The sequence below is a fragment of the Pseudomonas sp. R1-1 genome, from assembly GCF_051132135.1.
Lineage (GTDB): Bacteria > Pseudomonadota > Gammaproteobacteria > Pseudomonadales > Pseudomonadaceae > Aquipseudomonas.
On record NZ_CP071663.1, the window covers coordinates 25,720 to 39,802 of the forward strand.

The window sequence follows — 14,083 nt, forward strand, 5'->3', positions numbered from 1 at the left end:
TCTTTCCAGTCGGGGTTTGACACCACGACTGGCAAGACGACGCGAGCGCCTTCAGAAACCTGGTGGATGACACACCAACGGTTTCTGCGCCGCATGGCTAACCATCGCCTGATCCGGCTGTTGCACCGCCGCGAGGATCTGCCGCCACTCGGCTGACAACACCCAGTAATCGCCGCGTGCGCGATGGTCGATGTGCAGGGCATTGGAAGCGATCGGCATCAGGCCGAAGCGTTGGTAAAAACGCAGCTGTTGCGACCGGCACAGTGCGGTGACGCCCTGGTAGCCATTCCTGATCGCCCATTCGGCAGCGGCCGCCAACAGGCCGTTGACCGCAATCGGCAGTTGATGGGTCGAGTACGAGATCAAGCGGCTGAATTCGACATGCCGTGACAGCGCCACCGTGGGCGACACATGTTGTTGCGCCAGTAACGCCCATTCGAACGGTGCTGGAGTGGCACGCAATACCGCCAGCAGTTGATCGTGCCGGTACAGCAGAAAGTGCGTACTGCGCGACTTGATCGCCAGTTGCGTTTCGAGCAGCCGCGCACGTGAGGACAGCATGTAATGCTGCAACCGCAGCCGAAATTGCCGATCGATGAATCGATCGAAATCCTGAGTATCCGATCCCGCTTCAAGCGTCACGATACGGCAACCCTCGTGATGACTCTTTAACGTCGCCTGAAGCGCTTGCAGGTAATCCGTGAGTTGCAAATCCGTAGTGTCCATTCTTTCTCCGCAGTCCTTACTTATCGAAGTGTTTCGAGTGCAGGGAAAGGATGGTTGCTTTTGGCGATTTCGCCACGCCAGGAGGTCTGATAATCAAGTGGGAAAAGTCAATGAATCCGGGCAGTTGGCGATTTTTCCGACACGATGAACAGCACCGGTGCAGGACAAATCGCAGGCATGCGTAGTACTCCTCGTCTCACGCCGAGAAGTACTCACATTTTCCAATGTTTGGGTTGGATCAGTCGGGACGAATGACCTTGCCGCTCGCCAGGTCGCGGATGACGCTGGGGTTCTTGCGTCCACCCAGTTGCCCGCCGAGCACCAGGTCGATCTGCCCGCGGAAATACTGCTCGACCCGCAACCGCGTGCGCGCAGCCGGGCGACCCTGCGGGTTGGCCGACGTGGAAATCAGCGGGCCGACCAGTGAACACAGGTCGCGCACTTGCGGATGATCACTGACCCGCAGCGCCACGGTGTCGTGGATGCCCGTCACCCATTCGGGCAGCAAGCCCTGGTGCGGCACCAGCCAGGTGTTCGGCCCCGGCCAGGTGCTGGCCATGCGGTCGATCCATTCCTGCGGGAAATCTTCGAAGAGGAAGTCGAACTGGCGAATGTTGTCGGCGACCAGAATCAGCCCCTTGACCACCGAGCGATTCTTGATCGCCAGCAGCCGGTCGACCGCCTCTTCGTTCCATGGGTCGCAGCCCAGCCCCCAGACGGCTTCGGTTGGATAGGCAATCACCGCCCCGGCGCGAATCTCTCGCGCGGCTTGTTGCACACGCCAACTGTTGACCATGAAAAAATCTCCGCAATCAGGTTTCGCGCAGTTTACCGATCTTGTTGGTAAAACCTAGCGTGTCCTGGCCAGCCAACGACCGTTTTCGCACACCGCACGGCCGTCCATTTCCAGTTCGGTCAGCGCCGCCAGTACTTTGGGCAAGGCCCAGCCGCTGCTGCCGGCCAGCGCTTCGCTGGTGTGCGGGGCGGCGTGGAGCAGGGCGAGCAACGGATGATCGGCGTTCGCTGAATCTGTGGACGGCGGCACATGCTGCCAGCCGCGCAGGGCTTCGAGGATGTGTTCGATGGTTTCCACCAGCACCGCGCCATCGCGGATCAACTGATGACAGCCGCGTGCGCCCGGATGATGAATCGACCCGGGAATCGCATAAACCTCACGCCCCTGTTCCGCCGCCAGCCGTGCGGTGATCAAAGAGCCACTGGCGACACTCGCCTCGACGACCAGCACACCCAGCGACAAACCGCTGATGATCCGGTTGCGCCGCGGGAAGTTGCTCGGGGTCGGCCCGGCGTCCAGCGGAAACTCCGAAAGCACGGCGCCGCCGGACGCCATCATCGCCTCGGCCAGCCGTCGATTGCGCTGTGGATAAAAGTTTTCCAGGCCAGTGCCGAGTACCCCGACGGTCAGCCCGCCAACGTCCAGCGCCGCCTGATGGGCAGCCGCATCGATGCCCAGCGCCAGCCCGCTGGTGATGACAAAGCCGGCCCCGGCGAGGCTGCGCGAAAACGCCGCGGCGGTGTCCATGCCCGGACGGGAAGCGCGGCGGCTGCCGACCATCGCCAGTTGCGGTTTTTCCAGAATCTGCGCATCGCCGGCGACGAACAACAAGGGTGGCGGATCGGGGATCTGCGCCAGCAGCGCCGGATAATCGGCTTGGTCCCACATCAGTAAATGCTGGCCCGGCCGCTCTAGCCAGCGCATTGCATGGCTGGCGCCGTCGCGCACCTTGGGGCAACGCCGCGCCTCGGCACACGCCGCCGGCAAACCCAGCGAGCGCCAGGCGCTGGCCGGCGCACTGAGGGCTTTGGAGGCCGAGCCGAAGGCTTCGAGCAATTTGGCGAAGCGCTTGGGGCCGATATCCGGCAAGCGGTGCAGGCGCAAGCGTGCTTCCAGTTCCGCAGGAGAAACCGGTGTACAGACAGGAGACATCATGGATCATCCTTGATCGATATAAGGCCCGAACCTTTTGGCACAAGCTGTGGATAACTCTGTTGGTAACTTGTAGAGCAAGCTTACGGATTACGCACCTTGTCGAGCACGGCCAGCGAGCGCGATGCGTTGAGTACCAGGCCGTAGCTGAGTTTGTCGTAGGTGCGGAACACCATGAGCAAACCGGCGCGTTCGTCGGGAATTTTCAGCGGCTGGCCGGTGATCCGGTCACGCACGGTTTCGCCGGTTTTCATCACCACCAGCACGTTGCCCTCGGCGAGGCCGTCGCGTTTGCCCTTGTTCAACGTGACCACGTCCATCGCGCCGATCTGCGTGACGCCGCGCGGTACGTCGATAATCACCCCGTTGATATCGCGGGCGGGGGCGCTGGGCATGAAGGTCGAATTGATCGAACGTTCTTCGCCGCTGAACAAACGGTCGCCGAGGCGCACTTCCTGGGTGGTGCGTTGCAGCGCGAGGGTGGCAACGTCACCCTCGGTGGCGACGATTTCACCGCCGCCGATGTCGTCGGCGTTGATCCCGAGAAACTCCTTGGTTTGCGGGTCGGTGTAGACCTTGCCCTGACGAAAGATGCCGTACACCGGTTGTTCCAGGTCGAAATGGCCGCGGGCGAAGATGCGGTCACCGGTGCCACTGAGCACGCGCTCGGCATCGCCGGCGACGATGTACGGTGCCTTGTCGAAATCTTCGGCCTTGTCGACGATGCGGTTGCTCAGCAAAAAACTGTTGATGGACTTCAGCGGAATGCTCGGAATCGCCTCGGCCACCGGGCTGGTGCGAATGCGGGGCGAGAGTTTGATGGTGCCGCGCGACTCGCCACGGTTGACGGTCAGTTGCGGCTGGCCGTTGACGTAACTGAGCGTCAGCGTGTCGCCGGGATAGATCAGGTTGGGGTTATCGATCTGCGGGTTGGCCCGCCACAGCTGCGGCCATTGCCAGGGTTCGCGCAGGTATTTGCCGGAAATGTCCCAGAGCGTATCTCCTGAAACCACCGTGTATTGCTGTGGAAAACCATCCCTGAGTTGCACTTGCCCTTGCGCAGCGCCGGCCGAAGCCAGGAGCAGCAGGGCGAGTAGTGTTTTCCTCATGCCGTGAATCCCTTTATCATATGCGTTCGCGTGAACCGTCAGAGCCCCCGTGGCTCGCTTGGGCAAACTGCACAAGCTACGCTTCACAACGGTAGCCTGCATCTTCGGACCTGCCAGGCCATCGACCCGACTTTACTCAACGTGTGCAGCAATTAAGCCTATGGCCATTTTAAACATCCTCGAATTTCCGGACCCGCGTCTGCGCACTATCGCCAAGCCTGTGGCTGTAGTGGACGACGAAGTGCGTCAGTTGGTCGATGACATGTTTGAAACAATGTATGAAGCGCCGGGCATCGGCCTTGCCGCGACCCAGGTCAACGTGCACAAACGCATCGTGGTCATGGACCTCTCCGAAGACCGGACCGAGCCGCGGGTATTCATCAACCCCGAGTTCGAACCGTTGACCGAGGACATGGACCAGTACCAGGAAGGCTGCCTCTCGGTACCCGGTTTCTACGAAAACGTCGATCGCCCGCAAAAGGTCAGGATCAAGGCGCTGGACCGCGACGGCAAGCCCTATGAGCTGATCGCCGAAGGTCTGCTCGCGGTGTGCATCCAGCACGAATGCGACCACCTCAACGGCAAATTGTTCGTCGACTACCTGTCCACGCTCAAACGCGACCGGATCAAGAAGAAGCTGGAAAAGCTGCACCGCCAGAACGCTTGATGCCCCTCTTCAAAGGCTTGCTGCGGCAAGCCTTTTTCATTTTATGAGACGCCCTTCATGACTGAGCCATTGCGCATCGTTTTTGCCGGCACCCCGGAGTTCGCCGCCGAACACCTCAAGGCCTTGCTGAACAGCCCGTACGAGATCGTCGCGGTGTACACCCAGCCGGATCGTCCGGCCGGTCGCGGGCAGAAACTGATGCCGAGCCCGGTCAAACAGCTCGCCTTGGAAAACCATATCCAGGTGTTGCAGCCACCGACTTTGCGTAACGCCGACGCCCAGGCTGAACTGGCTGCGCTGAAGCCGGACCTGATGGTGGTGGTCGCGTACGGCCTGATCCTGCCGCAAGTGGTGCTGGATATCCCGCGTCTGGGCTGCATCAACAGCCACGCCTCGCTGCTGCCACGCTGGCGCGGTGCGGCGCCGATTCAACGGGCCGTGGAACACGGTGACGCAGAAAGCGGCGTGACGGTGATGCGCATGGAGGCCGGGCTCGACACCGGGCCGATGCTGCTCAAGGTTGTCACGCCGATCAGCGCCGACGATACCGGCGGCACTTTGCATGACCGCCTCGCCGAGATGGGCCCGCCCGCTGTGGTCCAAGCCATCGCTGGCCTCGCCGCCGGCACCCTGGAAGGCGAAGTGCAGAACGACGAACTCGCCACCTATGCGCACAAATTGAACAAGGACGAAGCACGCCTCGACTGGAGCCGTCCGGCGGTTGAACTGGAACGTCTGGTGCGTGCCTTCAATCCGTGGCCGATCACCCACAGCACCCTCAACGGTGAAGCGCTGAAAGTGCTGGCGGCGAATCTCGCCGAAGGCAAAGGCGCGCCGGGTGAAATCCTCAGCGCCAGCAAGGACGGTCTGGTCGTTGCCTGCGGCGAACAGGCCCTTTGCCTGACCCGCCTACAACTGCCCGGCGGCAAAGCGCTGAATTTCAGTGACCTGTTCAACAGCCGTCGCGAGAAATTCGCCGTCGGCACCGTGCTCGGTGCTGCGGTGGACGTTCAATGAACCCACGTCTGGCCGCCGCCAAGGCACTTGCCGCCGTGCTCAGCGGCAAGGCTTCGCTGAACAGTTCTCTGCCGACGCAACTGGACAAGGTCGAGGACCGGGATCGCGGTTTCACTCAGGATCTGGCCTTCGGGACCGCGCGCTGGCAGCCACGCCTGTCGGCATTGGCGGAAAAGCTGTTGCAGAAACCGTTCAAGGCCGCCGACGCTGATGTCGAGGCGTTGCTGCTGGTCGGTCTCTACCAATTGCTCTACACCCGCGTGCCAGCCCATGCCGCCATCGGCGAAACCGTGGGTTGCGCCGACAAGCTGAAAAAGCCCTGGGCCAAAGGCCTTCTCAACGCGGTGCTGCGCAATGCCCAGCGCGAAAGCGAAACGATTTTCGCCGAACTGGAGCGCGACCCGGTGGTGCGCACAGCTCACCCGCGCTGGCTGCAAAAATCCCTCAAGGCGTTCTGGCCTGAGCAATGGGAAGCGATTTGCGCGGCAAACAACGCACACCCGCCGATGATCCTGCGGGTCAACCGCCGTCATCACAGCCGCGACGCCTATCTTGGTCTACTGACTGAGGCCGGGATTGCCGCAACGCCCTGCGTATACAGCCGCGACGGCATCGTCCTCGAAGCCGCTGCCGATGTCCGCAGCCTGCCGGGTTTCGCCGAGGGCTGGATCAGCGTACAGGACGAAGCCGCGCAACTGGCCGCCGACCTGCTCGATCTGGCGCCGGGCCAACGCGTGCTCGACGCCTGCTGCGCGCCCGGCGGCAAGACTTGCCATATCCTCGAAGCCGAGTCGGCGCTGGCCGGCGTGGTGGCGGTGGATCTGGAAGCCAAGCGTCTGGTGCGGGTGAAGGAAAATCTCGAACGCCTCGGCCTCAGCGCTGAGCTGATCGCTGCCGACGGCCGCGACACGGCGAAATGGTGGGATGGCAAACCGTTCCAGCGCATTCTGCTCGACGCACCGTGCTCGGCCACCGGGGTGATCCGCCGTCATCCGGACATCAAGCTGACGCGGCAACCCGACGACATCGCCGCCCTCGCGCAACTGCAAGGCGAGCTGCTCGACGCGATGTGGCAAACCCTCGACATCGGCGGCATCCTGCTCTACGCCACCTGCTCGACGCTGCCGACCGAAAATACTGAAGTGATTGCTGCGTTTCTCGAGCGCACGCCCGGAGCCCGGGAGCTGGACCTGGCCACCGCGGCTGGCATCAAACAGCCCCATGGTCGCCAACTGCTGGCCCAGCAGGGCGGGCATGACGGGTTCTACTACGCCAAGCTGATCAAGATCGCTGCCACGCGCGGCTAAACGGAATCAACGGAGTGACTGGATGAAAATCATCATCCTCGGTGCAGGACAGGTCGGCGGTTCGCTGGCAGAACACCTGGCCAGCGAGGCCAACGACATTACCGTGGTGGACACCGACGGCGAGCGCCTGCGCGATCTCGGCGATCGCCTCGACATCCGCACCGTGCAGGGCCGTGGCTCGCTGCCTTCGGTGCTGCGTCAGGCCGGTGCCGACGACGCCGACATGCTGGTAGCGGTGACCAACAGTGACGAGACCAACATGGTCGCCTGCCAGGTCGCGCACACGCTGTTCCACACCCCGACGAAAATCGCCCGGGTGCGCGAAGCCTCGTATCTCAATCGCGAAGAACAACTGTTCCAGAACGAGGCGATTCCGGTCGACGTGCTGATCAGTCCCGAGCAGGTGGTGACCAACTACATCAAGCGCCTGATCCAGCATCCCGGTGCCTTGCAGGTGATCGACTTCGCCGAAGGCGCGGCGCAACTGGTGGCGGTGCGCGCCTATTACGGCGGGCCACTGGTCGGCCAGCAATTGCGCCAGCTACGCGAACACATGCCGAACGTCGAAACCCGCGTCGCCGCGATTTTCCGCCGTGACCGGCCAATCCTGCCGCAGGGCGACACGGTGATCGAGGCCGACGACGAAGTGTTCTTTATCGCCGCCCGTGAGGATATTCGCGCGGTGATGAGCGAAATGCGCCGCCTCGACGAAACCTACAAACGCATCGTCATCGCCGGTGGCGGGCAGATCGGCGAGCGCCTGGCCGAAGCCATCGAAAGCCGTTATCAGGTGAAGATCATCGAGATGAGCCCGGCGCGTTGCCGTTATCTCTCCGACACGCTCGACAGCACCGTGGTGCTGCAGGGCAGCGCTTCGGACCGCGACCTGCTGCTGGAAGAGAACATCGCCGATGCCGACATCTTCCTCGCCCTGACCAACGATGACGAAGCCAACATCATGTCTTCGCTGCTGGCCAAACGGCTCGGGGCGAAGAAGGTCATGACGATCATCAACAATCCGGCTTACGTCGACCTGATCCAGGGCGGCGACATCGACATCGCTATCAGCCCGCAACTGGCGACCATCGGTACCTTGCTGGCGCACGTGCGCCGTGGCGATATCGTCAGCGTGCACTCATTGCGCCGCGGCGCGGCGGAAGCCATCGAGGCGATCGCCCACGGCGATGCCAAGTCGAGCAAGGTCATCGGCAAACCGATCGAGAAAATCGGCCTGCCACCGGGCACCACCATCGGCGCGGTGATCCGCAACGAACAGGTGATCATCGCTCACGACGACACGGTGATCGAAGCGGGCGACCATGTGATTCTGTTCCTTGTGGATAAAAAGCATATTCGCGATGTGGAGAAGCTGTTTCATGTGGGGTTGAGCTTCTTCTGATCCGGATTATCGGCTGATCAGACTGGCGCCATCGCTAGCAGGCGAGGTCCCACAGGTGAAACGCATTCCAACTGTGGGAGCTAGCCTGCTAGCGATGGCGATCCAGCGTCCACTCATCAATAGCTGACAGTCTCTGAAAAGGAATCCACTGATGCTCGAATCTCTGGAAAAAATGCTCGCCAAGGGTGTGGATAACGCTCTGCTGCGCTTTGGCCTGGGCAAGGGTTATCTGGATATGGGCGAACATACCAAGGCCGCCGAGCATTTTCAGCGCTGCGTGGCGTTCGATCCGAAATATTCGGCGGCATGGAAATTATTGGGCAAGGCCCGATTGGCGCTGGGTGATTCTGCTGCCGCGCGGCAAGCCTGGGAACAGGGGCTGGAAGCGGCCAGCGCCCATGGCGACAAGCAGGCCGAAAAGGAAATGTCGGTGTTTCTGAAGAAGCTCGAGCGTCAGGCCCGGTAAATCTTACAAATAGCGCAAGCCGATGCCTTCAGCATCCACCGTGACCACTTCCATACGCACCCGCGGCGCACCTGTGGGTAAGTCCTGCACCTGACCATACACCACCGCCCCTTCGGGCAACGACGCCAGACGCGGATGCTGAACGTAAACGCCGGTGGGCGACAGATTGCGCGTCTGCCCGAGGCATTCGCCCAGGCTGTCGTGGGTGATCTTGATACGAAACGATTTGCGCTGTTCGGACATCTGCTGCGCCCTTGAATGAACGATTGTGGATAACTTCAGTGATTGGTTATCCACAGATCATGCCAATTTCTTCGATAACTCAGTACCAGCGTGCTTCACCCGGTGGACGCTTTTTGAAGCGCTTCATGCTCCACATGTACTGGCTCGGATACGCCGCGACGTAGCGCTCGACCACTTTGCTCATGGCCGCGCAGGACTCAGCGGTATCGGTGCTGTACATGGCTTCGGGCGCGGCTTCGAGGATCACCTTGTAGCCAGAACCGTCGGGCAGACGCAGGGCATGCAGGAACACGCCGACTGCTTTGCCGCCGGCGAGCATGTTCGGCACGAACTTGCTGGTCAGCGCCTGGGTGGCGAAGAATGGCACGAAGATCCCGGCGGATTCGGCCGGTTCCGGGTCGGCAGGAATGCCCACCGCACCACCTTTGCGCACTTCCTTGATAACGCTGAGGATGCCTTCCTTGGTCGATGCTGCCACTTTGTTGCCCAGTTGCACGCGCTGTTTGCGCAGCAATTCGTCCACAGCCTTGAGCTTGGGCGGGCGGTAGAAAATGATCGGTTTGCACTGGCTGCAATAGAAGTGGTTGAGTACTTCCCAGTTGCCCAGGTGGCTGGTGATGCCCACCACGCCTTTGCCAGAGGCCAGCGCTTCTTTCAATACGTCGAGGCCTTCGACTTCACGAACCAGATCGATCGAGCGCTGAGCCGGCCAGATCCACGCGCAGGCACTTTCGGTCAGCGACTTGCCGATGTCCTTCAGACTCTGGCCGACCAGACGCTCGCGTTCGGCCGCATCCATCTGTGGAAAACATTTGGCGAGGTTGATCCGCACCACGTCGCGGGAACGGTTGGGGGTTTTCCACATGATCCAGCCGATCGCCGAACCCACGGCCTGCACGGCCCGCCAAGGCAGCAGGGCAAACAGCCGCAGAGCGCCTACCAGCAAGGCGCCTTTAAACTTTTCCACAGGTCACTCCTGATCTTTGTGCTGTGCGCGAGGCGGGCATTCTAACCGGCGTTGACCAACTGCGCGTAGCGGTCGCAATCCTGGGTGTGATCCATGACCATGCCCGAGGCCTGCATCAACGCGTAGCAAATGGTCGGGCCGACGAAGGTGAACCCGGCCTTTTTCAGCGCCTTGCTCATCGCCAGCGCTTCGGGGGTGATCGCCGGGACTTCGCTGCGATCCTTGAAATGATTGACGATCGGCTGACCGCCAACGAACGACCAGAGCAACGCCACCGGGTCCTCCAGCGCCAGCCAGGCCTGCGCGTTACGCCGCGCGGCATTGAGCTTGAGACGGTTGCGGATGATCCCCGGATCGAGCATCAGTTCGTCGATTTCGGCGTCGCTCATCTGCGCGACACGCTGCACGTCGAAGCCGAACAGCACCTGGCGATAACGCTCGCGCTTGCGCAGCACGGTGATCCACGACAGCCCGGCCTGGAACCCTTCGAGCAAAAGCAACTCGAACAAACCCTGCGCATCGCGTAGCGGCGTGCCCCACTCCTGATCGTGATAAGCCATGTACAGCGGATCTTCGGTACACCAAAAGCAGCGTGGCATAAGGCTCCAGGGGGCGTGCGCAGCAACGAATCGGGTATACTCCCGCTCTTTAAATCGCAGCCCAAGAAACAGGTGAATTTCGTGAGCCAGCCTACGCCAGCCGTGCGTACCTTCCAAGACTTGATCCTCGCGCTCCAGCAATACTGGGCCGAGCAAGGTTGTGTGGTACTTCAGCCCTACGATATGGAAGTAGGCGCCGGCACTTTCCACACCGCGACCTTCCTGCGCGCCATCGGCCCGGAAACCTGGAACGCCGCGTACGTGCAGCCAAGCCGCCGTCCGACTGACGGCCGCTACGGCGAAAACCCGAACCGTCTGCAGCACTACTACCAGTTCCAGGTGGTCCTCAAGCCGAACCCGGACAACTTTCAGGAACTGTACCTGGGCTCGCTCAAGCATGTCGGCCTCGACCCGCTGGTGCACGACATCCGCTTCGTCGAAGACAACTGGGAATCGCCGACCCTCGGCGCCTGGGGTCTGGGCTGGGAAGTCTGGCTCAACGGCATGGAAGTCACTCAGTTCACCTACTTCCAGCAAGCGGGCGGCATCGAGTGCTACCCGGTAACCGGCGAGATCACCTACGGTCTCGAGCGTCTGGCGATGTACCTGCAAGGCGTGGATTCGGTCTACGACCTGGTCTGGGCTGACGGCCCGTTCGGCAAAGTCACCTACGGCGATGTGTTCCACCAGAACGAGGTGGAGCAGTCCACCTACAACTTCGAACACGCCAACGTCGACAAACTGTTCGAGCTGTTCGACTTCTATGAAAGCGAAGCCAAGCGCCTGATCGAGCTCGACCAGCCGCTGCCGTTGCCGAGCTACGAAATGGTTCTGAAGGCCTCGCACACCTTCAACCTGCTGGATGCGCGCCGGGCGATCTCGGTGACCGCGCGTCAGCAATACATTCTGCGCGTACGCACCCTGGCGCGTTCCGTTGCGCAAGCCTACCTGCTGGCCCGCGCCAAGCTGGGCTTCCCGATGGCGACCCCGGACCTGCGTGACGAAGTACTGGCCAAGCTGGAGGCAGCACAATGAGTGCGCAAGATTTTCTGGTTGAACTGGGCACCGAAGAACTGCCACCGAAAGCCCTGAATACCTTGGCTGAGGCGTTTCTCGCCGGTATCGACAAAGGCCTGCAAGCCGCTGGTCTGAGCTACGAGACTAAAACCGTTTACGCCGCACCGCGTCGTCTGGCTGTGCTGATCACTGCGTTGGCGACCCAGCAACCGGATCGCAGCATCAACCTCGATGGCCCGCCACGTCAGGCCGCTTTCGACGCTGAAGGCAATCCGACTCAGGCAGCCTTGGGCTTTGCCAAGAAGTGCGGCGTCGATCTGAGCGAAATCGATCAGAGCGGTCCGAAACTGCGTTACAGCCAGAGCATCGCCGGCAAGCCGACCGCGAGCCTGCTGCCGACCATCGTCGAAGATTCGCTGAACGACCTGCCAATCCCGAAACGCATGCGTTGGGGCGCACGCAAGGAAGAGTTCGTCCGTCCGACCCAATGGCTGGTGATGCTGCTCGGTGACCAGGTCATCGATTGCACGATCCTTGCGCAGAAGGCTGGCCGTGACTCCCGTGGCCACCGTTTCCACCACCCGGAAAACGTGCGCATCGGTTCGCCCTCGAGCTACCTCGCTGACCTGCGTGCCGCCTACGTGCTGGCCGATGCCAACGAGCGTCGCGAGATCATCAGCAAGCGCACCGAAGAACTGGCGACCCGCCAGGAAGGCACCGCGATCGTGCCGCCGGCGCTGCTCGACGAAGTGACCGCGCTGGTCGAGTGGCCGGTGCCGCTGGTGTGCTCGTTCGAGGAGCGCTTCCTCGACGTGCCGCAGGAAGCGCTGATCACCACCATGCAGGACAACCAGAAGTATTTCTGCCTGCTGGATGCCGACGGCAAGTTGCTGCCACGTTTCATCACTGTGGCCAACATCGAAAGCAAAGATCCGCAGCAGATCATCGCCGGTAACGAGAAAGTGGTTCGCCCACGCCTGACCGACGCCGAGTTCTTCTTCAAGCAGGACAAGAAGCAGAAGCTCGAAGCCTTCAATGATCGCCTGAAGAACGTGGTGTTCCAGGAAAAACTCGGCAGCGTCTACGACAAGGCCGAGCGCGTATCGAAACTGGCGGCGTACATCGCCGCTCGCATTGGCGGCAACGCTTCGTGGGCCGCCCGTGCAGGCCTGCTGTCCAAGTGCGACCTGGCCACCGAAATGGTCGGCGAGTTCCCGGAGATGCAAGGTGTTGCCGGTTACTACTACGCCCTCAATGACGGCGAGCCGGAAGACGTCGCGCTGGCACTGAACGAGCAGTACATGCCACGCGGTGCCGGTGCTGAACTGCCGGCGACCCTGACCGGTGCGGCCGTTGCGATCGCAGACAAGCTCGACACCCTCGTCGGTATCTTCGGTATCGGCATGCTGCCAACCGGCAGCAAAGACCCGTATGCCCTGCGCCGTGCGGCACTCGGCGTGCTGCGTATCCTGATCGAGAAACAACTGGACCTGGACCTGAACGACGCCGTCGCTTTCGCGGTGAACGCGTTCGGCGCCAAGGTCAAAGCGGCCGGCCTCAACGAATCGGTACTGGAATTCATCTTCGACCGCCTGCGTGCGCGTTATGAAGACGAAGGCGTTGATGTTGCCACCTATCTGTCGGTTCGTGCCTTGAAACCGGGTTCGGCGCTGGACTTCGACCAGCGTGTGCAAGCGGTGCAGGCGTTCCGCAAACTGCCGGAAGCCGCAGCACTGGCGGCCGTCAACAAGCGTGTGTCGAACCTGTTGAGCAAAGTCGAAGGCTCGGTGCCGACCGAGGTGCAAGCCAAGTACTTCGACAATGCCAACGAGTTCTCGCTGTACTCGGCGATCCAGCAAGCGGATCAGGCGGTGCAGCCAATGGCCGCGGCGCGTCAGTACAACGAAACGCTGGCACGCCTTGCAGCATTGCGTGAGCCGGTGGATGCGTTCTTCGACGCCGTGATGGTCAATGCCGACGACGCCAATGTGCGGGCCAACCGTTACGCGCTCCTCGCGCGTCTACGCGGCCTGTTCCTCGGCGTTGCCGACATTTCGCTGCTGGGTTGAGGGCTTGCTGTTGAAACTGCTGATTCTCGATCGGGACGGGGTGATCAATTACGACTCCGACGCTTACATCAAATCGGTGCAAGAGTGGATTCCGATCCCCGGTTCGATCGAAGCGATTGCGCAGTTGAGCAAGGCCGGCTGGACGGTGGCAGTGGCCACCAACCAGTCGGGCATTGCTCGCGGCTATTACGACCTCGCCACCCTCGACGCCATGCACGCGCGTTTGCGCGAGTTGGTGGCGGAGCAGGGCGGTGAAGTCGGGCTGATCGTGTATTGCCCGCATGGACCGAACGAAGGTTGCGATTGCCGCAAACCGAAACCGGGCATGCTGAAAACCATCGCCGCGCATTACCAGGTGTCGTTGACCAACGTCTGGTTCGTCGGCGACAGCCTTGGTGACCTGGAGGCCGCCAAAGCCGTCGATTCACAGCCAGTTTTGGTGAAGACCGGGAAAGGCGCAAAGACTCAGGGCAAAACCCTGCCGGTGGGCACTTTGATTTTCGACGATCTGGCGGCGATTGCCGCAGAACTTATCCACAACTAGAGTAC

15 protein-coding genes are annotated in these 14,083 nt (G+C 61.5%); 8 read left to right on the plus strand and 7 right to left on the minus strand.

Going from position 1 to position 14,083, the window contains the following annotated elements; all coding sequences use genetic code 11:
- Positions 1–51: 51 nt before the first annotated feature.
- The 4 genes from J3P75_RS00130 to J3P75_RS00145 form a co-directional block, all read right to left on the minus strand.
- Entirely contained in the window at positions 52–726 is a 675-nt protein-coding gene (locus tag J3P75_RS00130) for a hypothetical protein (RefSeq protein WP_434708912.1), read from the minus strand.
- Between the two features lie 238 nt (positions 727–964).
- Positions 965–1,522 carry an L-threonylcarbamoyladenylate synthase gene (locus J3P75_RS00135; RefSeq protein WP_090287880.1) on the minus strand — a complete coding sequence of 186 codons (558 nt, stop codon included), beginning with the start codon at positions 1,520–1,522 and terminating at the stop codon, positions 965–967.
- A 54-nt stretch (positions 1,523–1,576) separates the two neighbouring features.
- Positions 1,577–2,677: a DNA-processing protein DprA gene (gene dprA / locus J3P75_RS00140; RefSeq protein ID WP_434708913.1), complete on the minus strand. Its 1,101-nt coding sequence runs from the start codon at positions 2,675–2,677 to the stop codon at positions 1,577–1,579.
- Positions 2,678–2,757: 80 nt separating this feature from the next.
- Positions 2,758–3,783, minus strand: a complete 1,026-nt coding sequence (locus J3P75_RS00145; protein ID WP_434708914.1) for a LysM peptidoglycan-binding domain-containing protein — start codon at positions 3,781–3,783, stop codon at positions 2,758–2,760.
- A 160-nt stretch (positions 3,784–3,943) separates the two neighbouring features.
- On the opposite strand from J3P75_RS00145, the gene def reads away from it, so the two are divergent.
- The 5 genes from def to J3P75_RS00170 all read left to right on the plus strand — a co-directional run bounded on the left by def (position 3,944) and on the right by J3P75_RS00170 (position 8,639).
- Positions 3,944–4,450, plus strand: a complete 507-nt coding sequence (def, locus tag J3P75_RS00150) for a peptide deformylase (protein ID WP_090287876.1) — start codon at positions 3,944–3,946, stop codon at positions 4,448–4,450.
- A 57-nt stretch (positions 4,451–4,507) separates the two neighbouring features.
- Entirely contained in the window at positions 4,508–5,467 is a 960-nt protein-coding gene (gene fmt, locus J3P75_RS00155) for a methionyl-tRNA formyltransferase (RefSeq protein WP_434708915.1), read from the plus strand.
- Positions 5,464–6,774, plus strand: a complete 1,311-nt coding sequence (gene rsmB / locus J3P75_RS00160; RefSeq protein WP_434708916.1) for a 16S rRNA (cytosine(967)-C(5))-methyltransferase RsmB — start codon at positions 5,464–5,466, stop codon at positions 6,772–6,774. The genes fmt and rsmB overlap by 4 nt, the downstream gene beginning before the upstream one ends.
- 22 nt (positions 6,775–6,796) lie before the next feature.
- Positions 6,797–8,173, plus strand: coding sequence for a Trk system potassium transporter TrkA (gene trkA, locus J3P75_RS00165; RefSeq protein WP_090287869.1), 1,377 nt, complete (start codon positions 6,797–6,799; stop codon positions 8,171–8,173).
- Between the two features lie 148 nt (positions 8,174–8,321).
- Positions 8,322–8,639, plus strand: a complete 318-nt coding sequence (locus J3P75_RS00170) for a tetratricopeptide repeat protein (protein ID WP_434711388.1) — start codon at positions 8,322–8,324, stop codon at positions 8,637–8,639.
- Between the two features lie 3 nt (positions 8,640–8,642).
- Here the strand turns inward: J3P75_RS00170 and J3P75_RS00175 are convergent, their stop codons facing one another.
- The 3 genes from J3P75_RS00175 to tag all read right to left on the minus strand — a co-directional run bounded on the left by J3P75_RS00175 (position 8,643) and on the right by tag (position 10,448).
- Positions 8,643–8,882, minus strand: coding sequence for a PilZ domain-containing protein (locus J3P75_RS00175; RefSeq protein ID WP_093096436.1), 240 nt, complete (start codon positions 8,880–8,882; stop codon positions 8,643–8,645).
- Positions 8,883–8,961: 79 nt separating this feature from the next.
- On the minus strand, positions 8,962–9,849 hold the full coding sequence (locus J3P75_RS00180; protein ID WP_016772383.1) for a lysophospholipid acyltransferase: 888 nt from the start codon (positions 9,847–9,849) through the stop codon (positions 8,962–8,964).
- A 41-nt stretch (positions 9,850–9,890) separates the two neighbouring features.
- Positions 9,891–10,448, minus strand: a complete 558-nt coding sequence (tag, locus tag J3P75_RS00185) for a DNA-3-methyladenine glycosylase I (RefSeq protein ID WP_336356602.1) — start codon at positions 10,446–10,448, stop codon at positions 9,891–9,893.
- Positions 10,449–10,529: 81 nt separating this feature from the next.
- Here tag and glyQ point away from each other — a divergent pair, with 81 nt between their 5' ends.
- The 3 genes from glyQ to gmhB are packed head-to-tail and all read left to right on the plus strand — an operon-like array spanning position 10,530 to position 14,078.
- Positions 10,530–11,483, plus strand: a complete 954-nt coding sequence (gene glyQ, locus J3P75_RS00190) for a glycine--tRNA ligase subunit alpha (RefSeq protein WP_003187265.1) — start codon at positions 10,530–10,532, stop codon at positions 11,481–11,483.
- Entirely contained in the window at positions 11,480–13,534 is a 2,055-nt protein-coding gene (gene glyS, locus J3P75_RS00195) for a glycine--tRNA ligase subunit beta (RefSeq protein WP_434708917.1), read from the plus strand. The genes glyQ and glyS overlap by 4 nt, the downstream gene beginning before the upstream one ends.
- A 4-nt stretch (positions 13,535–13,538) precedes the next feature.
- Positions 13,539–14,078, plus strand: coding sequence for a D-glycero-beta-D-manno-heptose 1,7-bisphosphate 7-phosphatase (gmhB, locus tag J3P75_RS00200; protein WP_434708919.1), 540 nt, complete (start codon positions 13,539–13,541; stop codon positions 14,076–14,078).
- Positions 14,079–14,083 lie beyond the last annotated feature (5 nt).